This is a genomic window from Antarctobacter sediminis (assembly GCF_019218285.1).
GTDB lineage: Bacteria > Pseudomonadota > Alphaproteobacteria > Rhodobacterales > Rhodobacteraceae > Antarctobacter > Antarctobacter sediminis.
The window spans coordinates 47,700-68,106 of record NZ_JAHUZG010000005.1; the positions used below are offsets into that span (position 1 = coordinate 47,700).

22 protein-coding genes are annotated in these 20,407 nt (G+C 63.1%); 18 read left to right on the plus strand and 4 right to left on the minus strand.

What is annotated here, in order from left to right:
* Positions 1-3: 3 nt before the first annotated feature.
* The 3 genes from dprA to tldD all read right to left on the minus strand — a co-directional run bounded on the left by dprA (position 4) and on the right by tldD (position 3,206).
* Entirely contained in the window at positions 4-1,188 is a 1,185-nt protein-coding gene (gene dprA, locus KJP30_RS20750) for a DNA-processing protein DprA (protein WP_218451285.1), read from the minus strand.
* Positions 1,189-1,312: 124 nt separating this feature from the next.
* Entirely contained in the window at positions 1,313-1,768 is a 456-nt protein-coding gene (locus tag KJP30_RS20755; protein WP_218451286.1) for a hypothetical protein, read from the minus strand.
* A gap of 16 nt (positions 1,769-1,784) precedes the next feature.
* Entirely contained in the window at positions 1,785-3,206 is a 1,422-nt protein-coding gene (gene tldD / locus KJP30_RS20760) for a metalloprotease TldD (protein ID WP_218451287.1), read from the minus strand.
* 180 nt (positions 3,207-3,386) lie between these two features.
* Between tldD and coxB the strand changes: the two genes are divergently transcribed.
* The 11 genes from coxB (at position 3,387) to KJP30_RS20815 (ending at position 13,312) form a co-directional block, all read left to right on the plus strand.
* Entirely contained in the window at positions 3,387-4,262 is an 876-nt protein-coding gene (gene coxB / locus KJP30_RS20765) for a cytochrome c oxidase subunit II (RefSeq protein WP_218451288.1), read from the plus strand.
* Positions 4,263-4,342: 80 nt separating this feature from the next.
* On the plus strand, positions 4,343-5,278 hold the full coding sequence (gene cyoE, locus KJP30_RS20770; RefSeq protein ID WP_218451289.1) for a heme o synthase: 936 nt from the start codon (positions 4,343-4,345) through the stop codon (positions 5,276-5,278).
* Positions 5,275-5,445, plus strand: a complete 171-nt coding sequence (locus KJP30_RS20775) for a cytochrome c oxidase system small membrane protein (RefSeq protein ID WP_218451290.1) — start codon at positions 5,275-5,277, stop codon at positions 5,443-5,445. Before cyoE ends, KJP30_RS20775 begins: the two co-directional genes overlap by 4 nt.
* Positions 5,435-6,016, plus strand: coding sequence for a cytochrome c oxidase assembly protein (locus tag KJP30_RS20780; RefSeq protein ID WP_218451291.1), 582 nt, complete (start codon positions 5,435-5,437; stop codon positions 6,014-6,016). Before KJP30_RS20775 ends, KJP30_RS20780 begins: the two co-directional genes overlap by 11 nt.
* Before the next feature lie 20 nt (positions 6,017-6,036).
* Positions 6,037-6,837, plus strand: a complete 801-nt coding sequence (locus KJP30_RS20785) for a cytochrome c oxidase subunit 3 (RefSeq protein ID WP_218451292.1) — start codon at positions 6,037-6,039, stop codon at positions 6,835-6,837.
* A gap of 122 nt (positions 6,838-6,959) precedes the next feature.
* Positions 6,960-7,637, plus strand: a complete 678-nt coding sequence (locus tag KJP30_RS20790; RefSeq protein ID WP_218451293.1) for an SURF1 family protein — start codon at positions 6,960-6,962, stop codon at positions 7,635-7,637.
* 1 nt (position 7,638) lies between these two features.
* Positions 7,639-9,027 (plus strand): threonine synthase, encoded by a 1,389-nt coding sequence (gene thrC / locus KJP30_RS20795; protein WP_218451294.1) that lies wholly within the window; start codon positions 7,639-7,641, stop codon positions 9,025-9,027.
* Positions 9,024-10,286 carry a M16 family metallopeptidase gene (locus tag KJP30_RS20800; protein ID WP_218451295.1) on the plus strand — a complete coding sequence of 421 codons (1,263 nt, stop codon included), beginning with the start codon at positions 9,024-9,026 and terminating at the stop codon, positions 10,284-10,286. The genes thrC and KJP30_RS20800 overlap by 4 nt, the downstream gene beginning before the upstream one ends.
* Positions 10,286-10,870 (plus strand): GNAT family N-acetyltransferase, encoded by a 585-nt coding sequence (locus KJP30_RS20805; protein WP_218451296.1) that lies wholly within the window; start codon positions 10,286-10,288, stop codon positions 10,868-10,870. Before KJP30_RS20800 ends, KJP30_RS20805 begins: the two co-directional genes overlap by 1 nt.
* Before the next feature lie 136 nt (positions 10,871-11,006).
* Positions 11,007-11,834: an MBL fold metallo-hydrolase gene (locus KJP30_RS20810; RefSeq protein WP_218451297.1), complete on the plus strand. Its 828-nt coding sequence runs from the start codon at positions 11,007-11,009 to the stop codon at positions 11,832-11,834.
* A gap of 62 nt (positions 11,835-11,896) precedes the next feature.
* A complete protein-coding gene (locus tag KJP30_RS20815; RefSeq protein ID WP_218451298.1) occupies positions 11,897-13,312 on the plus strand; it encodes an FAD-binding oxidoreductase in 1,416 nt (471 codons plus the stop codon).
* Positions 13,313-13,402: 90 nt separating this feature from the next.
* On the opposite strand, the gene KJP30_RS20820 is transcribed toward KJP30_RS20815, so the two are convergent.
* A complete protein-coding gene (locus KJP30_RS20820; RefSeq protein WP_425515726.1) occupies positions 13,403-14,290 on the minus strand; it encodes a lytic transglycosylase domain-containing protein in 888 nt (295 codons plus the stop codon).
* Positions 14,291-14,649: 359 nt separating this feature from the next.
* Here KJP30_RS20820 and KJP30_RS20825 point away from each other — a divergent pair, with 359 nt between their 5' ends.
* From KJP30_RS20825 to KJP30_RS20855, 7 genes are all read left to right on the plus strand, one after another.
* Positions 14,650-14,829: a hypothetical protein gene (locus tag KJP30_RS20825; RefSeq protein WP_218451299.1), complete on the plus strand. Its 180-nt coding sequence runs from the start codon at positions 14,650-14,652 to the stop codon at positions 14,827-14,829.
* 126 nt (positions 14,830-14,955) lie between these two features.
* A complete protein-coding gene (locus tag KJP30_RS20830) occupies positions 14,956-15,135 on the plus strand; it encodes a hypothetical protein (RefSeq protein ID WP_218451299.1) in 180 nt (59 codons plus the stop codon).
* A 112-nt stretch (positions 15,136-15,247) separates the two neighbouring features.
* Positions 15,248-15,427 carry a Flp family type IVb pilin gene (locus tag KJP30_RS20835; RefSeq protein WP_218451300.1) on the plus strand — a complete coding sequence of 60 codons (180 nt, stop codon included), beginning with the start codon at positions 15,248-15,250 and terminating at the stop codon, positions 15,425-15,427.
* A 195-nt stretch (positions 15,428-15,622) separates the two neighbouring features.
* Positions 15,623-16,477, plus strand: coding sequence for a Flp pilus assembly protein CpaB (gene cpaB / locus KJP30_RS20840; protein ID WP_218451301.1), 855 nt, complete (start codon positions 15,623-15,625; stop codon positions 16,475-16,477).
* A 221-nt stretch (positions 16,478-16,698) separates the two neighbouring features.
* The gene (locus tag KJP30_RS20845) at positions 16,699-18,132 is read left to right on the plus strand and encodes a type II and III secretion system protein family protein (protein ID WP_218451302.1); all 1,434 of its coding nucleotides are present in this window, start codon (positions 16,699-16,701) and stop codon (positions 18,130-18,132) included.
* Positions 18,133-18,179: 47 nt separating this feature from the next.
* The gene (locus tag KJP30_RS20850; RefSeq protein ID WP_224874554.1) at positions 18,180-18,803 is read left to right on the plus strand and encodes an OmpA family protein; all 624 of its coding nucleotides are present in this window, start codon (positions 18,180-18,182) and stop codon (positions 18,801-18,803) included.
* A 352-nt stretch (positions 18,804-19,155) separates the two neighbouring features.
* Positions 19,156-20,406 (plus strand): CpaE/TadZ family protein, encoded by a 1,251-nt coding sequence (locus KJP30_RS20855; protein WP_218451304.1) that lies wholly within the window; start codon positions 19,156-19,158, stop codon positions 20,404-20,406.
* Position 20,407: the final 1 nt, after the last annotated feature.

A 20,407-nucleotide genomic window follows, 5' to 3' on the forward strand; every position in this document is an offset into this window, starting at 1 on the left:
CAATCAGTGCCGCGGCACAAGCGACAAAAGCCCGCCGGGCTGACGCTTGATCTGCCCGTCAAGTTCAAGGTCGGTCAACACCGGAGACACCTTGCCCGCAGGCGCGCCAAGGTCACGGATCAACTGATCCTCAGCCAGTGGCGACGGTCCAAGCCGGTCAAGGATCATGCGGTGCAGATTTGCCGCCTTGCGTAGTGTGCTATCATTCCGCGGGCGCTCCGAAGCGCTCACAACTGGCGCCTGCGGCTCTGGCAGATCCAGCCGGCCTTGGTCTGACGGGCGGGGCACGTCCAGCGGCGGCAATGCCTCGATGATGTCCTCGACATTTCGGATCAGGCTGGCGCCGTCGCGGATAAGGATATTGCAGCCACTGGCACGGGCATCCATCGGATGGCCGGGCACGGCCAGAACCTCGCGCCCTTGGTCAAGGGCTGTACGGGCCGTGATGAGTGAGCCTGATTTGGCCGCGGCCTCGACCACGACAACGCCCCTCGACAGGCCGGAAACGATGCGATTGCGCGCCGGAAAATGCCGGGCAATCGGTTGCAATCCCATGGGCTGCTCGCTGAGGCGACATCCCCCCTGACGGCAGATTTCTTCGGCCAGCTTGGCGTTTTCCGAGGGGTAAAGCACATCGACGCCCCCCGCCAGAACCGCCACGGTGCCCGTCTGTACCGCGCCGGCGTGTGCGACCGCATCGATCCCGCGCGCCAAACCTGAAACCACGACATATCCCGCCTCGCCCAACCCCTCGGCCAGACGGCGGGCCATGCGGATCCCCAGCGATGAGGCGCTGCGCGCACCTACAAGAGCAACCATCGGTCGCCGCAAAGCGGACTTGTCGCCAATTCCCCAAAGCACCGGTGGCGCATCCGACAGGTTCGCCAGATCGTCCGGGTAATCGGCGTCGCCGCGACAGATCAACCACGCCCCTGCCCGATGCCCCGCAGCCAGTTCGGCCTGCACCACTTGGGGCGGGCAGGCTTCGTAGTTTTCGACGCCAGCGGCGCGCGCGACCCCGGGCAGCGCGTCAATCGCGGCCTCCGCGCTGCCGTGTTCGTTCAGCAATCTCCAGAAAGTCGTCGCCCCCACACGACGTGAGCGCAAGAGACGGAGCCAGGCCACGCGATGATCTTCCGTGGTGGGTGGGAGTGGGGGGTGAGTGGAAGAGTAGCTTTCGTCGCGCATCCGAACCCCGTCATCTTGCATGACAATTTGTAGGCCCGGGCTGGTTAACCAGAGGTAAACCCAAGCGCCATTCGCGCAACCAATACGCGCAACCCTCTCATAACATGAAAAATTTGGTCAAATCCTAGCGGTCGGAATCGGCTGAGCGCCTCGAGTCGCCGGACCGGCGCAGGCCGCGAATGGCCAGCCACCGCAGACAAACCGCGTGCAGAACCGCAAGAATCGGCGCGATGAGAACCGGCAGCGGCCCACCGATCAGGGCGGAAAACAGGCCACCCAGCGCGACGCCGCCCAGAAGCACCGTCAACCAGCCGCCCAATCCATTGCGGAGAAAGACCTGCAACAGTACCGCGCCCGGCAGATGCCCAACCCAGCTGAGCATCACCGAAAACGCAAAGATCACCCCTGCTGCTGCCAGCGCTCCGCCAATGGCTTCGGACAGCGGGCGCAGCGCCAACCCAAGGAACCCGACAGCCAACCCCATCGTCACGGTCAGAACCATCGCCGCCGCGATTGCCGCCGCATGCGCCCCCAACCCAAGCCCGGCGGCCAACGCCGGGTCCGAGCGCAGGGGATGCAAGTGCGAGACAGGGCCGTCAGGTCTGTGCGCCGCCAACCGTCAAGCCCCCGATCATCACGGTCGGCTGACCGACCCCGACCGGCACCCATTGGCCCTGTTTGCCGCAATTGCCCATGCCCGGATCCAGCGCCATGTCATTGCCCAAGGCGCGGATCTGGTTCAGGGCGGTTGCCCCGTCACCGATCAGCGTGGCACCCTTGACCGGCGCGCCCACCTTGCCGTCCTTCACGCGGTAGGCTTCGGTGCAGGAAAAGACGAACTTGCCGTTAGTGATGTCCACCTGTCCGCCACCGAAACCGACCGCCCAGATCCCATCTTTCAGGTCGGCCACGATGTCCTTGGGGTCGCTGTCACCGCCCAGCATGTAGGTATTCGTCATGCGCGGCATGGGGATATGCGCAAAGCTTTGCCGCCGCCCGTTGCCCGTGGGCTCTACCCCCATCAGGCGGGCGTTCTGCCGGTCCTGCATAAAGCCGACCAGCACACCGTCCTCGATCAGCACATTCTTGGCCGATGGCGTTCCTTCGTCATCGACCGTGATCGAGCCTCTGCGGTCGGGAATCGTACCATCGTCCAGAACCGTCACCCCCTTGGCGGCAACCTGTTGACCCATCAACCCGGCAAAAGCCGAGCTGCCCTTGCGGTTGAAGTCCCCTTCCAGCCCGTGGCCCACGGCCTCGTGCAGCAGGATGCCCGGCCAGCCCGGGCCAAGAACGATGTCCATGACACCGGCAGGTGCCGGTTCTGCCTCCAGATTGACCAGCGCGATTCGAAGAGCCTCGCGGGCCTTGGCCTGCCAGTCCTGCGGCGCAAGCAGTCCGTCCAGCGATACCCGCCCACCTCCGCCCGCCGTGCCGGATTCGCGGCGGCCGTTTTCCTCGACGATGACCGAGACATTGACCCGCGTCATGGGCCGTGTGTCACTGACCAAAGTGCCGTCGGCCCGCAAGATCGTCACCTCTTGCAGCGAGGCGGCAATGGTCGCGGTCACCTGAACGACGCGCGAATCCAGTTCACGGGCGAACGCGTCGATCTCGCGCAGGGTGTCCAGCTTGACCGGAAAGCTGGCGCCCTCGATCGGGTCGGCGTCGGTGTAAAGCGTGCGATTGGTTCCCGCAGGTGGCGGCGCCATGATCCCGCCGCCGTCACCGATGGCCAGCCGGGCGGTCTGAACGGCGCGTTTCAGGGCGCTTTCGCTGATCTCGGTCGCATGGGCATAGCCCGCAACCTCGCCACGGACGGCGCGCAGGCCGAATCCTTCGGAGGAATCGTAACTGGCGGTCTTGACCCGCCCATCATCCAGAACAAGACTCTCGGACCGCGCTCTTTCAAGAAACAGCTCGCCGTCTTCGGCCCCTGTCAGCGCCTTACGCACCAGCGCGGTGGTGCCATCGAGGTCAAGATGGGTTTCGAAGGGGCGGAAGGGAGCGGCTGGCATGGGGACCTCCGGTTTGATCTGGATCAAGAAAAAGCGGCGGTTTGCCGCAAGGACCGAGCTTTCCCGGCATTCCAGAATATGATTTTAAACGAGCAGAACGCAATGGGAGGTGCGTGGACGGGCTATGCCGTCGCGCTGCGCCGTCCATACGACCACACTCGCAACCGATCAGGGTGAGACATGCAACGCAAAACGATGCTTTCGGGCCTACTCAGCGCCTTCATCGCCGCGCCGGCACTGGCGCAGGACCTTCCCGTGGTGGGCAAACCCCACGACGGCGGCATGGGCTTTCAGCCCGCCGCGACCGAACTGGCCGCGGACCTGCAGTGGCTGGATGGTCTGATCCTGGTGATCATTACCGCCATCACGCTGTTCGTGGTTGCGCTGCTGGCCTACTGCTACGTGCGCTTCAACCGCAAGGCCAACCCGACTCCGGGCACCTTCACGCACAATTCCCCGCTGGAAGTGGCGTGGACCATTGGTCCGATCGTGATCCTTGTCTTCATCGGCGCCTTCTCGCTGCCGGTTCTGTTCAAGCAGCAGGAAATCCCCGAAGGCGACATCACCATCAAGGTGACCGGCTACCAGTGGTACTGGGGCTATGAATACGTCGGCACCGACCTTGCCTACGACAGCTACATGATCGGTTCGCCCGCCACCGGTGGCGACAACCGCATGACCCCTGCCGTCGAAGAGCAACTGATCGCCGCTGGTTACGACAAGAGCGATTTTCTTCTGGCCACGGACACTTCGGTCGTCGTGCCCGTCGGCAAGACCATCGTGATGCAGGTCACCGGCGCAGACGTGATCCACTCGTGGACCATCCCCGCCTTTGGCGTGAAACAGGATGCCGTCCCGGGCCGCCTTGCGGAACTGTGGTTCACCGCCGAGAAAGAAGGCGTCTACTTCGGCCAGTGTTCGGAACTCTGCGGCATCGCGCATGCCTACATGCCGATCACCGTCAAGGTCGTCAGCGAAGAAGCCTACGAAGCCTGGTTGCAGCGTTCGATCGACGAAGGTGGCTACACCGACGTCCGCGCCGTTCTGACCAACTGATCAGTGGCGGGGTCATCCCCGCCCGACGCAAACCTCCTAGGGTGCGCCGTCCCGGCGCACCTTTTGCCAAGGGACCCACGATGAGCGACGCCAGCCTTCACGCAAGCACTCAGGAAAACGAGGCACAGTTCGGCGATTATTTCGCCCTGCTGAAGCCGCGGGTGATGACCCTTGTCGTGTTCACGGCTTTTGTCGGCCTTCTGGCCGCGCCCGCGGGTGTGCATCCCTTTATCGGCTTCTGTGCCGTGCTGTTCATTGCCGTGGGCGGCGGTGCCTCGGGCGCGCTGAACATGTGGTACGATTCCGACATCGACGCGGTGATGAAACGCACAGCCAAGCGCCCCATCCCCGCCGGCAAGGTGACCCGGGACGAGGCGCTGGCCATTGGCCTGACCCTGTCGGTCTTCGCCGTGGTCTTTCTTGGGCTTGCCACCAACTGGGTGGCCGCCGGCCTTCTGGCCTTTACCATTTTCTTCTACGTCGTGATCTACACGATGTGGCTCAAGCGACTGACGCCGCAGAACATCGTGATCGGCGGCGCCGCCGGGGCCTTTCCCCCGATGATCGGCTGGGCCGCGGCCACTGGCGAGATCTCGACCGCCTCGGTTCTGATGTTCTGCCTGACGTTCCTCTGGACACCGCCGCATTTCTGGGCGCTCGCCCTCTTTGTCCGCATGGACTATGACAATGCCACCGTGCCGATGCTGACCGTGACCCACGGCCGCCGCGCGACCCGCCGTCATATCCTTGCCTACACCGTCCTTCTGGCCGTTTTCGCGCTTGGTCTCGCCTTCACCGAAGTGGGCGGCCCGATCTACCTTGTGACCGCGCTGGTGCTGAACCTGCTGTTCATCAAGGGCGCGGTGCAGATCCTGCGCCGGGACGAGGCGCACGCCGAGGCTGACAGCTACAAGGTCGAAAAGAGCTTTTTCAAACTGTCCCTGCTGTACCTCTTCGCCCATTTCGGTTCGATTCTGGTCGACGCAGGGCTGGACCGCCTGGGGGTCTGGGCATGAGCCTTGTCAAGGAACACGAACTGCACAAGCGCCGCCGCGGCCGTAACATCGGCGTGGGTCTGGTGCTGGCGGCCTTCATAACGATAATATTCGGGCTGACTGTCGTGAAGGTCACCCGGGGGGACTTCCAGATGCAACCGCAGCAGGGAGTAACTGATGGCAATTGATGGCAAGGTTAAAACGGTCTTCCAGACCGTTGGCGTCGTCGTTCTGATGGGGGGGCTCGCATGGGCCTCGGTCCCGTTCTACGATTGGTTCTGCCGGGTAACCGGTTTTGGCGGTACGCCCAACGTGGCCAGCGCCGCAGGCGACGTGCTGGACAAGACGATCAAGGTCCGCTTCGACGCCTCCAAGGAACGCGGGATGCCGTGGGAGTTCAAACCCATGCAGACCGAAATGGTGATCCGCATCGGCGAAGAAGGTCTGGCCTTTTACGAGGCCTTCAACCCCACGGACCGACCGATCGCCGGGCAGGCGTCTTACAACGTCGCCCCCTACGAGGCCGGGGCATTCTTTTCCAAGATCGAATGCTTCTGCTTTACCGAACAGGTGCTGATGCCGGGTGAACGGGTGCAGATGCCCGTCAGCTTCTTTGTCGACCCCGACATCGTGAATGACCGTGACGCCAAGCACACCGGCCATATCACGCTCAGCTACACCTTCTACGAGATCGACCTGCCGGACGAAACGCAGGCCGCGCTCGACGCCCAAAAAGACGCGAAAGCGTCCGTGAACTAACGCCTAACGAGGGAACCGCAATGGCGCATGCAAAGAACCACGACTATCACATTCTGAACCCCTCTATCTGGCCCTTCCTCGGGTCCGTCGCCGCCTTCGTCATGCTGTTCGGAGCGGTCCTGTTGTTCCACGGAAACGGACCGTGGATGTTCCTGATCGGCTTTGTCGGCGTGCTTTACGTGATGTTCGGCTGGTGGTCGGACACGGTGACCGAAAACCAGGTGGGCGACCACACCCCGGTTGTGCTGATCGGGCTGCGCTATGGTTTCATCCTGTTCATCATGTCCGAGGTGATGTTCTTCTTCGCCTGGTTCTGGTCCTTCTTCAAACACGCCATGTACCCGATGGGCCCCGAAAGCCCGGCGGTGGACGGCGTGTGGCCGCCCGCGGGAATCGAAACCTTCGACCCCTGGCACCTGCCGCTGATCAACACCCTGATCCTGCTCTGCTCCGGGGCGGCTGCCACCTGGGCGCACCACGCTCTGGTGCACGAAGACAACCGTCAGGACGTCAAGTCGGGCCTGATCATCGCTGTGATCCTCGGCCTGATCTTCACGGTCTTCCAGGCCTATGAATATAGCCACGCGGCCTTTGGCTTTGGCGGTAACATCTACGGCGCCAACTTCTTCATGGCGACAGGGTTCCATGGCGCGCATGTGATCATCGGCACGATCTTCCTGTTCATCTGCCTGATCCGTGTCTACCGCGGCCATTTCACCCCCACCAACCACCTCGGTTTCGAGGCGGCAGCTTGGTACTGGCACTTCGTCGACGTGGTGTGGCTGTTCCTCTTCGCGGCTGTCTACATCTGGGGCGGCTGAGGATAGACGGGTTCGCCCGGTCCTGACGCCCCTGCGCGCAGGTTGGGACTTGAACCCAGAGCCTCAGAAGGTACACCAAGGCGCGCCCACCCGGGCGCGCCTTTTCCGTTTCGGAGCCGCTGTTGAAACGTTACATCGCCCCCCTGCTGATCGGTCTTCTTGGCGCCGCCATCCTGTTGTGGCTGGGAACCTGGCAAATTTCGCGGCTGGACTGGAAACGTGGAATCCTTGACGACATTGAAACCACCATCGCCAGCGATCCAAAACCCCTGCCCCGCCTGATCGACCCGGACGCCCAGCGCTATCAGCCGGTGGCCCTGAGGGGAGAGATCGGGGACGAGGCGCTGGCCGTTCTTGTTTCGGTCAAACAACGCGGTGCCGGATGGCGGCTGATCTCGGCCTTCCAGACCGACGACGGACGCCGCGTCCTGCTGGACCGCGGGTTCGCCCCGGTCGACCAGAAAGACGCTCCGCTCTATGCCGGACCTGCCGAAGTTACCGGCAATCTGCACTGGCCTGACGACCGCAATTCCTCAACCCCGGACAATGACCCGGCGGGCAACACATGGTTCGCCCGCGACCTAGCCCCGATGGCCGAGGTGCTGGACACCGAACCGCTTCTGGTCGTGGCGCGGCAAATGTCGCCCGCAGACAAGGGTGTGACGCCCCTGCCCGTCGACACCAGCGGCATCCCGAACGATCACTTGCAATACGCCATCACGTGGTATTCGCTCGCCGCGGTCTGGCTCATCATGACCGGCGCCTGGATCTGGCGCCTCAGGACAGGCAGGGAGGCCTGACATGCGATACATCTCCACCCGCGGACAGGCCCCGGCCCTGACCTTCGAAGAGGCGATGCTGTCGGGCCTTGCCCGTGACGGCGGTCTTTATGTGCCCGAAACCATCCCGCAGATGAGCGCCGATGACATTCGCGCCCTGCATGGTCTCAGCTACGAGGAAACCGCCTTTCGCGTGATGCGCCCCTACGTGGGCGACGGGTTCACGGATGAGGTCTTTGCCGACCTGATCGCCAAGGCCTATGCCGGGTTCGGCCACAACGCCCGCGCACCCATGGTGCAGCTGGCCCCCGGTCACTTCCTGCTCGAACTGTTCCACGGGCCGACGCTGGCCTTCAAGGACTTTGCCATGCAGCTGATCGGCCAGCTGTTCCAAGAGGCGCTGGAGCGCCGCGGCGAGCGTGTGACCATCGTCGGCGCAACCTCGGGTGATACTGGTTCGGCCGCGATCGAGGCCTTCAAGGGGCTCGACAACGTGGATGTCTTCATCCTCTTCCCGCATGGCCGCGTCTCCGAAGTGCAGCGCCGCCAGATGACCACGCCCGCCGAGGCCAACGTGCACGCCCTCGCGCTCGACGGCCATTTCGACGACTGCCAGGCGCGGCTCAAGGACATGTTCAACCACTTCGAGTTCCGCGACAGCGTGCGGCTGGCGGGTGTGAACTCGATCAACTGGGCGCGCGTGCTGGCGCAGGTCGTCTATTACTTCTCTGCCGCCGTCAGCCTCGGCGCTCCGGACCGCAAGGTCAGCTTTACCGTCCCCACCGGCAACTTCGGGGACATCTTTGCGGGCTATATCGCCAAGAAGATGGGCCTGCCCATCGACCGGCTGGTGGTGGCGACCAACCAGAACGACATTCTGCATCGCTGCCTGTCCTCGGGGGCCTACCAAACCTCCGAAGTACATCCTTCGATCAGCCCCTCGATGGACATTCAGGTCAGCAGCAACTTTGAACGCGCTCTGTTCGATGCCTATGGCCGTGACGGCGCGGCGGTGTCGCAGCTGATGGATGAACTCAAGGCGGGCGGTTTCAACGTCAGTCAGGGCGCGCTAGAGGCCCTGCGCGAACATTTCGACAGCGGTCGTGTCTCCGAGGACGAAACGCTGGAAACCATCCGCACCGCCAACACCACGATGGGAGAGCTGCTTTGCCCGCATTCGGCCATCGGTGTCCGCGTGGGCGAAACGATGCGCGATCCGGCCACGCCCATGGTCACTCTGGCCACGGCACACCCGGCCAAGTTCCCCGATGCGGTGGAAAAGGCCAGCGGCATTCGCCCCCCTCTTCCCAATCGCATGGCCGATCTGTATGAGCGTCCGGAACGGGTGACGCGGGTCGCGAATGACCTGACCGCCCTAGAAACCCTCATTCAGGAGCGTATTGCCAAGTGACCGTCCAGCTCGCCACCCTTTCCAACGGACTGCGCGTCGTGACCGAAAACATGCCCGGGCTGCAAAGCGCGGCTGTCGGGCTATGGGTCACGGCAGGGGGACGCCACGAAAGGGAAGAGCAGAACGGCATTGCCCATTTCCTCGAACACATGGCCTTTAAGGGGACAAAGACGCGCAGCGCGCTTCAGATCGCCGAGGCCATCGAGGATGTGGGCGGCTATATCAACGCCTATACCTCGCGCGAGGTGACGGCCTATTATGCCCGCGTTCTTCAGGCCGATGTCGGGCTGGCCGTGGACGTGATCGCCGACATCCTGCGCAACCCGGTTTTCGACCCCGCCGAAATCGAAGTCGAACGCCACGTGATCCTGCAAGAGATCGGACAGGCGCATGACACGCCGGACGACGTGATCTTTGACTGGTTGCAGGAACAGGCCTACCCCGACCAGCCCATCGGTCGCACCATCCTTGGCGAAGCCAACCGCGTCCAACTGTTCGGCCGCGACGATCTGGCCGGTTTCGTGCAGGAACACTACGGCCCCGATCAGATGATCCTGTCGGCTGCGGGTGCAGTGGATCACGACGCCCTTGTGCGGCAGGCCGAGGCATTGTTCGGCGACATGATCCCGCGCAGCGCCCTGTCGCCGGCGCCGGCCCGGTTCCGCGGAGGCGAAACGCGCAAGTCGAAGGACCTCGAACAAGCCCATCTGGCACTGGCCTTCGAAGGTCCGGGCTATCGCGATCCGGCCTTTTACACGGCGCAGATTTATTCTGTCGCTCTCGGCGGCGGTATGTCCTCGCGCCTGTTCCAGGAAATCCGCGAAAAGCGGGGCCTGTGCTATACAATCTTCGCTCAGAACGGGGCCTATGCCGACACCGGCATGACCACGATCTACGCGGGCACCTCGGGCGAGGAAATGCCGGAACTGATCAACCTGACCATCGACGAGATGAAGCGCGCCGCCGAGGACATGAGCCCGGCGGAAATCGAACGCGCCCGCGCCCAGATGAAGGCCGGCCTGCTTATGGGGCTGGAAAGCTCGTCTTCGCGGGCCGAACGCAGCGCCCGCATGGTACAGATCTGGGGCAAGGTTCCCGATATCGAACAGACGGTGGCAAAGATCGATGCCGTTACCCGCGAGGATGTTCTGGCCTTTGCGCAGGAACAGGCCGCGCAGGCGGCAGCTGCACTGGCACTATATGGTCCGGTCGCCGGAGCGCCTTCGCTGGCCGATCTACAGGCCCGCCGGGCGGCATGATGCTGGCCTTCAGGCGCAAGGTGAAGCTCGAAACCGAGCGGCTGACCCTGCGCCCGCCGGTCCATTCCGATTTCACGCCCTGGGCCAACCTGCGCCGCGAAAGCCGTGATTACCTCACCCCGTGGGAACCATCCTGGGCCGAGGATCACCTCACCCGCAAGGCCTTTACCAACCGTGTCTACTGGGCCTCACGTTCCATCGGCATGGGCAGCGCCCTGCCCCTCTTCCTGATCCGGCGCGACGATCAGGCCCTTCTGGGGGCGATCACGCTGGACAATATCCGACGCGGCCCGGCACAGGCCGGCACGCTGGGATATTGGATCGGCGAACGCTATACCCGGCGCGGCTACATGTCCGAGGCCATCGCCGCGATGGTGCACCAGTCCTTCGAGAAGATGGGCCTTAGCAGGCTCGAAGCCGCCTGCCTGCCGGAAAACGTCGCTTCGCGCGGGTTGCTGGAGCAATCCGGCTTCAAATACGAAGGCGTCGCGCAAAGCTATCTTCAGATCAACGGGCGCTGGCGGACCCATGTCCTGTATGCCGCCCTACGCTCGGACCGGCGCGGCCGGACCGAGGTCGGCTGACCGCTGTCAAACTGACAGCAAGCCGCCCGGAAACAAGGCACGACCCGGGAAACCACGGCGCCGCGTCGCATTTGTTAATTTGGCTGAACGCCCTGACGCGCTACCCTTTCGGAAACCCACCGGAACGGAGCGCCCCATGATCCGCCTTGCCGCCGTCCTTCTGTGCCTGCTGGCCACGGTCGCCAGCGCACAGGACCAACGCCGCCCCAGCCATTGCATCGCCATCGCCGACGCCGCCCCCGGCCTGCAATACCTGCACAAGGCCAGCTGGACCGCGCCGATCCCGGAATACACCGTCCGCATCCACTATATCGCCCATGCCTCTTTCCTGATCCAGACACGTGGCGGGCTGGAGGCCGTGACCGATTTCAACGGTTTTATCGGCAACACGCGGCTGATCCCAGATGTGGTCACCATGAATCACGCTCATGAAACGCACTGGACCCGAGCGATTGATCCGGCCATCCCGCATGTGCTGCGCGGTTGGGGCGAAGAGTTCGGCACCGGGATCGACCACTACCTTGATCTGGGCGAAATGCTGATCCGCAATGTTTCGACCGACATCCGCTCGGCGTTCGGCGGCGACGAACCCAAGGGCAATTCGATCTTCATCTTCGAGGTCGAAGGCCTGTGCATCGCCCATCTCGGCCATCTGCACCATGAACCCACTGATCGGCAATACGCTGCACTTGGACGCGCCGACATCCTGATGGTGCCGGTCGACGGCGGCATGACCATTCCCTTGTCCACGGTCGAACGCATCGTCGACCGGCTCAAAAGCTCTGTGGTCATCCCGATGCACTGGTTCTCGGGCTATGCGCTTGAACAATTCCTTGGCAATGTCAGCGATACCTTCGAAATCGACCTTCGGGACACCGCAACGCTGGAAATCTCGCTGCGCGACCTGCCGCGCCGCCCCACCGTCATCGTGCTGCAACCACGCTACCTCGAAGATCCGGACTGATCCGTCTGGCCTCACGCTCCGCCGCATGCCACAAACGGCCCAGCCCAGCGAATGAGGATGCCATGCCGCTTGTCCCCGCCGACGACAATTTCGCACAAACGCTCGCGGCGCTGCTGCCCCCGGATACCCTGCGCCGCGCCGAGCCGCGCTACCGCGAGGAACCGCGCGGACGCTGGACCAGCACCGCGGAATGGATCGCCCTTCCCCGCAACACCTCTGAGGTCGCCACGATCATCAGGGCCTGCGCCACCCATATCGTCGGTGTCCTCCCCTGGGGCGGCGGCACCGGCCTTGTCGGCGGCCAGTTGAAACCTGACGGCCCAGCGCCCCTGATCCTTGCCCTCGAACGCATGAACACGATCCGCGCCACGCACCCGCAGGAAAACGCCGCTGTGGTCGAAGCAGGCTGTATCCTGGCCGATGTTCAGGACGCGGCACAATCCGTCGACCGCCTGTTTCCCCTATCGCTTGCCTCCGAAGGCTCCGCCCGCATCGGCGGCCTGCTCTCGACCAACGCGGGCGGCATAAACACGCTGCGCTACGGCAATGCCCGCGACCAGGTTCTGGGGCTCGAAGCCGTGCTGCCCGACGGATCGGTCTGGAACGGGTTGAAACGGCTGCGCAAGGACAACACGGGCTATGACCTTCGGCACCTGCTGATCGGTGCCGAGGGCACGCTGGGCATCATCACCGCCGCCAGCCTGAAGCTCGCCCCGCGCCCAGCGTCAACCGGCACCGCGCTGCTGACCGTCCCCTCGCCAGAGGCCGCAATCAAGCTGCTGGCCCTCGCACGTGACCATGTCGGCGACAGCATCAGCGCCTTCGAACTCATGCATCGCACCGGTTTCGACTTTCTCGCCGAAACCCTTCCTGAACTGCGCCAACCCTGGGACAGCCCGCCGGACTGGTGCGTATTGATCGACCTCGGGCTTGGTCGTGGTGCCGATCCCGCCGCGGCATTGGAAACGCTCTTTGCCGACGCTTTCGAGGCCGGGCTGGCCACCGATGGCATCGTCGCGCAATCCCTCGGCCAGGCCCGCGACCTCTGGACCCTGCGCGAGCATATGTCCGAAGCCAACCGCCGCATCGGTGCCGTCTCCAGCCATGACATCTCGGTCCCGCTCGGCACCATCCCCGAGTTCATCTCCCGCGCCGGCCCGGCACTGGCCCGGCTTGGCGACTGGCGGATCAATTGTTTCGGCCACGCCGGCGACGGAAACCTGCACTACAACGTCTTTCCCGCCCCCGGCAAAACCCGCGCCGACCATGTCGACCAGCGCGACGCAATCAAGACCTGCGTGCATGATCTGGTGCATGACCTCGGCGGCTCGGTCAGCGCCGAACACGGCATCGGACGGCTCAAGGTCGATGACCTCGAACGCTACGGCGACCCGGCCAAGCTCGCCGCGATGCGCGCCATCAAATCCGCGCTGGATCCAAAGGGCATCATGAACCCCGGCGCCGTCCTGCGCGGCTGACCCCGCGACGCACAGCAACCTGCCCGCTTCTTCTGTCCTCAAATATCCCGGGGGTGAATTGGCCGTCAGGCCAAGAGGGGGCAGCGCCCCTTATTGCGTCATCACCCGGAATACACAGCCGTCCGAGATAAGCTCGGGCGGCGTCACGCATAGCCCGCGCGCCACGGAAAATGCAGCCAGAACCTTGGGAACATAATCCCGTGTCTCGGCATAGGGCGGCACGCCACCGTGGGTGCCGATCGAATTCTCGCCCGCGTTGTACCCGGCAAGGACAAGGATCGGATCCCCCTCGAACTTCTCCATCAGGAAATCAAGGAACGCAACGCCACCACGGATGTTCTGCGTCGGGTCAAAGGCATCCTTGACCCCGAACCGGGTCGCGGTGTCCGGCATCAATTGCATCAAACCCTGCGCACCGGCCTTGCTGCGGGCATGGGCCTGCCCGCCGGATTCCACCGCGATCACCGCCAGTGCAAGGGCTGGCGAGACCCGCGTGCCGACCGTTTCGCGCAAAAGGTCGATGCCATGCGCCGCCGCGATCTCTTGCAGGCCTTGCAGGCGGGGGGCGCCGACGCTTTGCCCTTCGGGGCCTTTTGCAAGCGTGGCAATCGCCGCAGGAAGACGCCCCGGTCCGGTCGCCGCTGCCTCTGGCGAAACCGCGCTCCAGAACCACGAATAACTGCCCAACGGCACCGAGGGCGCGCCGGCCAGAGCTGGCGAAACCGGCGCGGGGGCAACTGCCGCGGCCGCCTCTGGCGCAGCGGGGGCTTTCGGCAAGGGCGGTGCAACCGCTGGATTGGCCCGCGGCGCGATCTGCACGGTGATGCGTTTCTTGACGCCAGCCTTGGGCGGTTTGACCCGCTTGAAGGTGAAATCCTCGAAAGGCGCCGGCGCGCTGCCCGCGTCTTGCGCCAAGGCGGGCGGCATACATAGGCCAATAGACGCAATCGCGGCGCCGATCAGTGTTCTGACGACCATGGGGCTGCTCGATCCCTGTTGTCCGGTCTGACTTTTCCACAGTTTCGCACAATCCGCGCGAATTATCCATCAGTGTTGCGAAAAGCCGAACCCGACACACCCAAAGCGGGCATTCTTCGGTCAACATTAACCTTTGCACCACCATCAAGGACAAAAATTTCCGTTCAAAATCAGCTTGCTAACCTAATTTTCACATGTTTTTTGCCCGGCTGCAAAATCAATCCATTCGGGCCACACTCTCGCCCCAAACCAACTGCTTAATAAGCTCATACCGACGAGGGACAGGGCAAGGTGAGAGAGGCCCACAACGCCCAAGACGGTCACTGAAACAAACGCACTACACCTACGGAGAGAGAACCATGATCAACTTCATCAAGAACTTCCGCAAAGACGAAGACGGCGCCGTTACTGTTGACTGGGTCGTCCTGACCGCAGCCGTCGTCGGCCTGGCCGTCGCAGCCTATACCACCATCGAAGGCAACTCGCAGGCTCTGATCGACGCAGCCGCGGCACGTGTGGCTCTCGAAAACGACTTCTAAGTCGGGCGCGGCCTGAGCGCCGCGTAACCCACGGCGCGCGCCCGATGCGCGCGCCCTCCCTACAGTTCCCCGCGGCCAGGTTGGTCGCATGACATCACTGACCTGAGGGTCAACCGGAGAAAAACCATGATCAACTTCATCAAGAACTTCCGCAAAGACGAAGACGGCGCCGTTACTGTTGACTGGGTCGTCCTGACCGCAGCCGTCGTCGGCCTGGCCGTCGCAGCCTACACCACCATCGAAGGCAACTCGCAGGCTCTGATCGACGCAGCCGCGGCACGTGTGGCTCTCGAAAACGACTTCTAAGTCGCCTGATCGCATGACGATCACCTAAGACATCCAGGCGCGCGCCCGCCGCGGCGCGCGCCTTTTTCACACCCGCACCACATTGTTCGTGCGGGCAACCCGGAGAAACACGATGCGCAAGCTGTTCAGATCCTTCAAGGACAAGGAAGACGGTGCCGTAACTGTGGACTGGGTCATTCTGACGGCCGGCATCGTCGGTTTCTGTATCGCGGCCTATACCGCGGCCGAAAACGCGACGCTGGGTCTGCGAGACGGCGTAAGCGCCGAATTGACGCGCCAGAACGATTTCTAATCCTGCTGCCCCAAGACTTTCCGCGGACGGCCTGGGTATCCGGGCCGTCCGTCGACGTGTCGGGGCTCACCAACCGGATCAGTTCCGGGTCGCCAAGAAGCCCTGCATCCGTCCCGTTCTTGCCGCATTCGCGTGCGAGGCTGGCCCGAGCCGGTGAAAACCGGCCGAAACCAAGTTGTCCAAGTGAGGTGAAAAATGCGACTCGTATTCGGACTTGTGCTGATCGCCGGCCTCGCCCTGGCGGGCTTTGCCGTCTACATGGCGCAGAATTACATCGGGGCCTATGAAAACGCGCTGGCGCAAGAGCGCGCGAAGTCCGGAGCATCGGTGCCCGTGGCCAAGATCTATATCGCCAAACGTGCCATCAACTATGGCGAAGAGATCAAGGAAGAAGACGTGGCCCTTGCGCCATGGCCGAAAAAGACCCTCCCCGAAGACTACTTTGACGAAGAAAACCCCTTCTTCATCGACGGCGAAGGCCCGCGGCTTGCCATGCGACCGATCGAGAAATTCGAAGCGTTGATGAAGGTCAAAGTGTCCGAACCGGGCGGCGACGCCGGTCTGACGTCACGGCTGGATCGCGGGCAACGCGCCTTTGCAATCAAGGTCGACGTGGCCTCCGGCGTCTCGGGCTTTCTGCGTCCCGGTGACCGGGTCGATGTCTACTGGACGGGCCGCCTGCCCGGCGAAGTCGGGGAACGTGCGCAGGGCGAGGTCACCAAGCTGATCCAGACCGGCATCCGCCTGATCGCCATCGACCAGACCGCGAACACCGAATACAACACCGCCACCATCGCACGCACAGTGACCGTCGCCGCCAGCCCCCAGCAGGTTGCCGCGCTGGCACAGGCCCAGTCCACCGGCAAGCTGTCGCTGTCGCTGATGTCCCAGCTTGACGATACCGTGGCCGAGGCGATCGAGGTCGATCAGCGCTCGCTTCTGGGGATCGTGGCCGAGGAACGGGTGGAAAAGCAGGCCGCGAAATCCTGCACGACCCGTGTCCGTCGTGGCGCGGAAGTGATGGAGATCCCGATCCCCTGCACCAACTGAACGCGCAATTCAAACGGCGTTTTCAACCGCTTGAACAGGAACGACCCCCGCCTTGGCGGGGGTCTTTTGCTTGCCGGTCAGCCCTGTCTGTTGCGGGTTATCCACATAAGCCCCCCGGCTTAGGGCTTTGATTCTTGCAAAAAAACAGGGAATGCCGCATGGTTGCAAAAAAAATGCAGGCGTCAGACCTGCGTGTGAGCAGTGATCGAGAGGCAGGTCACATGAAAATTGACAGATTCCTGAAGACGGCCCTTCTGGGCCTGTCGCTTGCGGTTGCGCCGCTTGCGTCGCAAGTGCAGGCCGAAAACCTGCGCATCCTTCGCAATGGCACGCAACCGGTTTTGCAGGTGCCGATGAACCGTGCGCTGGTTGTCGAAAGCGACATTCCCTTTGCGGAACTGTCCATCGCCAACCCGGCCATCGCGGACATTTCTTCGCTGAACGACCGCAACATCTATGTTCTGGGCAAGGCTCCGGGAACGACGACGCTGACGATTCTCGATGCCGCAGGTGAGTTGATCACCAACGTCGATATCCGCGTCTCTCCCGATGTGTCCGAGTTCAAGGAACGCCTGCGCCAGATTCTGCCGCAAGAAAAGATCGAGGTGCGGACCGCCAATGACGGCATCGTGCTGTCCGGCACCGTATCGTCCACGGGTCGGATGCAACGCGCCCTGGATCTTGCCGAACGCTATGCACCGGACCGCGTATCCAACCTGATGAGCGTTGGCGGCGTCCAGCAGGTCATGCTGAAAGTCCGCTTTGCCGAGATGGAACGGACGGCGGCCAAGATGCTGCGCACCTCGCTTGCCACCGGCGGATCTGTTGCCGGCGGCGATCTGGGTGTGGAACTTGGCACACTGAACGCCGCATCGCGCGCTGCTGTCGATGCCGTGGCCGACAAGCTTGCGCCCGCGGGTCTGGACGTCGAAGGCGCTGTTCTCTTCGGTTTCAACGCCGGTGGGCTCGAAGTCGGCATCATGCTGGAGGCGCTGGAACGCAAGGGTGTTGTCCGGACGCTGGCGGAACCGAACCTGACCGCCCTTTCGGGGCAAGAAGCCAAGTTCCTGGCGGGCGGCGAATACCCGATCCCGGTCAGCCAGCAGAACAGCACGATCACCATCGAATACAAGCCCTTTGGTGTCGAACTGAACTTCATTCCGCGCGTCATCGACGGCGACCTGATCAACCTCGAACTCGAAGCGGCGGTGTCGGCCATCGACACCAACAACTCGATTGTGCTTTCGGACATCACGGTCAACGGCTTCCGCCGTCGCGAGGCTTCGACCACCGTGGAACTGCGTGATGGCGAAAGCTTTGCCATCGCCGGCCTGCTGATGGACGATTTCACCGACACCAACTCGCAATTGCCATGGCTGGGCGACGTTCCCGTGCTGGGCGCGCTCTTCCGCAGCGCGGAATACCAGCGTTCGCAATCCGAACTGGTCATCATCGTGACGCCGCATCTGGTCACCCCAACCCGGGGCGAATACCTCGCGCTGCCCACGGACCGCGTGGTGCCACCGACCGAACGTGACCTCTTTTTGCGTGGCAAGGTGGCCGGGCAGCCGAACAGGAACGCTCCGAAATCCGGTGCCGCGGGCGAAGTGGCCAAGCAGGACTTCACCGGGTCCTACGGATATGTGATGGACTGATGCAGAGGCGCAAGATGATCAGGCTCCCCCTTACCGCCGCACTGGCCATGGGCCTTGCGATCACCGGGTGCAGCAAGGCCCCTGTCGGTTTCGACCGAGAGGCGGGCGCGCTGATCGACACCGGGCATTTCGGCAATGCCACGATGAACAACCATCAGCTGATGACCGGTGAAAAGCAGATCATCTACGACCTGTCGCAACGCTTTGCCTCGGAGGTGATGACCACGGTCAACTTTGCCTTCAACAGCGCCGAGCTGGACCATGGCGCGCGCGACACCCTGCGCGAGCAGGCCCATTGGATCCGCCAGTTCCCTGAAATCCGCTTCCGCGTTTACGGCCACACCGACAAGGTCGGATCGGACGGGTACAACAAGGCTTTGGGCATGCAGCGCGCCCGCGCCGTGGTGAACTACCTCGTCAGTCAGGGCATCAGCCGATCACGGCTGGAGGCGGTTGTCTCCTACGGAGAAACGCAGCCGTTGATCGTGACCGAAGGCCGCGAACGGCGCAACCGACGCACAGTGACCGAAGTCTCGGGTTTCGTGTCCGGGCATCCCACGGTGATGGACGGAAAATACGCCGAAGTGATCTATCGCGAGTACATTCGCAGCGCCGAACCCAAGACAGGCCTGACCGGCCAGCAGGGGCAGGATTTCGCGATCACGCAATAAACTCCAGCGTGTTGCCGATGCAGAAAAGAGGGCCCCGGCCCTCTTTTTTCGTTTTGGACCACCTGCGTTTCCCGGCCCCCTTGATCGCGAAACCGCGACAATCCCCCACTATCGCAAAAATTGTTCGTCTGCTTCGCGGAACCACCAGAACGTCAGGTGCGCCGCGTTTCGGCCCGGTTTCGGTCGCCGATCACCGTACAATTTCGGTTTTTTGGCCCAAATGTTGCCTCCTTTGTGGGTGAACTTCGCCTTGGAGACCCAGTGCGTGCCGCAAGGCGAGTCGCGCATCGCGGGACCGGGGGACATTTTTCGCCACGTCCGACCGGTCCGGCAAAAGCAAAGGACGACAGGCATGACGAACGCGACATCACAGCAAACCGATCCAGCGCCGATCGTGGCCTGCACGATCAGCCGCGATGTCCAGAATTTCGATCTGCTCATCGACGATATGGAAGCCCTGCTTGGCGAAGGCTGGGGTGACCTCGGGTTCGACGAGGCCACCGCCTTCCTCAACCAGCCGGACGGCCGGTCGCTGGAGTTCGTCGCCATGGCGATCGACGCCATTGACGAACCGGACCTGCCGATGTTGTCCAGCGTTATCCGGGCCGCCAAGGAAAACGACGTCAAGGTGATCCTGATCGCCGAGGACGTAACGCCCGCCTCGTTGCACCAGCTATTGCGCGACGGCGCCGATGAATTTGTCCCCTACCCCCTGCCAGAGGGCGAACTGGCTGGCGCGCTGGAACGAATCCGCCGCCCCGCGCCCTCGGCGCCCGCGGTCGAAGCCCCCGGCACATCACCCGAAGGTGTCAAACTGTCGGGCGGCGGGGACGGCGTTCTGATTGCCGTTCACGGGTTGGCCGGAGGTGTCGGCACCACCACGGTGGCCGTGAACCTGGCCTATGAACTGGCCACCAGCGGTAAGGAAAAGAACCCCAAGGTCTGCCTGATCGACCTCGGCCTGCAATTCGGGTCAGTTGCCACCTACCTTGATCTGCCCCGACGCGAGGCCGTCTACGAAACCCTGTCCGACATCGAAGCCATGGACGGCGACAGTTTCGGGCAGGCATTGGTCAGCTTCGAAGACAAGCTTCAGGTCTTTACCGCGCCGTCGGACATCCTGCCGCTGGACATCATCGGCCCCGCCGAGGTCAAGCGCCTGCTCGACATCACGCGGGACCATTTCGACTATGTCATCGTCGACATGCCGTCGACTGTCGTTCAATGGACGGAAACTGTCCTGTCCGAGGCGCAGCTGTATTTCGCCCTGATCGAGTTGGACATGCGTTCGGCCCAGAACACCCTGCGGCTGAAACGGGCGCTGCAATCCGAGGATCTGCCATTCGACAAGATCCGCTTTGCGCTGAACCGCGCCCCCAAATTCACCGACCTGCAAGGCAAAAGCCGGGTCAAGCGTCTTGCCGACAGTCTTGGCATCTCGCTGGACGTGCAACTGCCAGATGGAGGCCGCACCGTGATGCAGGCCTGCGACCATGGCCTACCGCTGGCCAGCCACGCGGCCAAGAACCCGCTGCGCCGTGAAATCGTCAAGCTGGCACAACAGCTTAACGCAATCGGCGACAGCGACGCCGAAGCCGCCTGAT

Excerpts from the sequence above, each read along its gene's own strand:
- KJP30_RS20815 (WP_218451298.1), top strand. The coding sequence starts at position 11,897 with ATGCCGCTTGTCCCCGCCGACGACAATTTCGCACAAACGCTCGCGGCG.
- KJP30_RS20805 (WP_218451296.1), top strand. The coding sequence starts at position 10,286 with ATGCTGGCCTTCAGGCGCAAGGTGAAGCTCGAAACCGAGCGGCTGACC.
- KJP30_RS20845 (WP_218451302.1), top strand. The coding sequence starts at position 16,699 with ATGAAAATTGACAGATTCCTGAAGACGGCCCTTCTGGGCCTGTCGCTT.
- cyoE (WP_218451289.1), top strand. The coding sequence starts at position 4,343 with ATGAGCGACGCCAGCCTTCACGCAAGCACTCAGGAAAACGAGGCACAG.
- KJP30_RS20810 (WP_218451297.1), top strand. The coding sequence starts at position 11,007 with ATGATCCGCCTTGCCGCCGTCCTTCTGTGCCTGCTGGCCACGGTCGCC.
- coxB (WP_218451288.1), top strand. The coding sequence starts at position 3,387 with ATGCAACGCAAAACGATGCTTTCGGGCCTACTCAGCGCCTTCATCGCC.
- KJP30_RS20830 (WP_218451299.1), top strand. The coding sequence starts at position 14,956 with ATGATCAACTTCATCAAGAACTTCCGCAAAGACGAAGACGGCGCCGTT.
- tldD (WP_218451287.1), bottom strand. The coding sequence starts at position 3,206 with ATGCCAGCCGCTCCCTTCCGCCCCTTCGAAACCCATCTTGACCTCGAT.
- KJP30_RS20855 (WP_218451304.1), top strand. The coding sequence starts at position 19,156 with ATGACGAACGCGACATCACAGCAAACCGATCCAGCGCCGATCGTGGCC.
- cpaB (WP_218451301.1), top strand. The coding sequence starts at position 15,623 with ATGCGACTCGTATTCGGACTTGTGCTGATCGCCGGCCTCGCCCTGGCG.
- KJP30_RS20835 (WP_218451300.1), top strand. The coding sequence starts at position 15,248 with ATGCGCAAGCTGTTCAGATCCTTCAAGGACAAGGAAGACGGTGCCGTA.
- KJP30_RS20780 (WP_218451291.1), top strand. The coding sequence starts at position 5,435 with ATGGCAATTGATGGCAAGGTTAAAACGGTCTTCCAGACCGTTGGCGTC.
- KJP30_RS20820 (WP_425515726.1), bottom strand. The coding sequence starts at position 14,290 with ATGGTCGTCAGAACACTGATCGGCGCCGCGATTGCGTCTATTGGCCTA.
- KJP30_RS20785 (WP_218451292.1), top strand. The coding sequence starts at position 6,037 with ATGGCGCATGCAAAGAACCACGACTATCACATTCTGAACCCCTCTATC.
- thrC (WP_218451294.1), top strand. The coding sequence starts at position 7,639 with ATGCGATACATCTCCACCCGCGGACAGGCCCCGGCCCTGACCTTCGAA.
- KJP30_RS20775 (WP_218451290.1), top strand. The coding sequence starts at position 5,275 with ATGAGCCTTGTCAAGGAACACGAACTGCACAAGCGCCGCCGCGGCCGT.
- KJP30_RS20850 (WP_224874554.1), top strand. The coding sequence starts at position 18,180 with ATGGGCCTTGCGATCACCGGGTGCAGCAAGGCCCCTGTCGGTTTCGAC.
- dprA (WP_218451285.1), bottom strand. The coding sequence starts at position 1,188 with ATGCGCGACGAAAGCTACTCTTCCACTCACCCCCCACTCCCACCCACC.
- KJP30_RS20825 (WP_218451299.1), top strand. The coding sequence starts at position 14,650 with ATGATCAACTTCATCAAGAACTTCCGCAAAGACGAAGACGGCGCCGTT.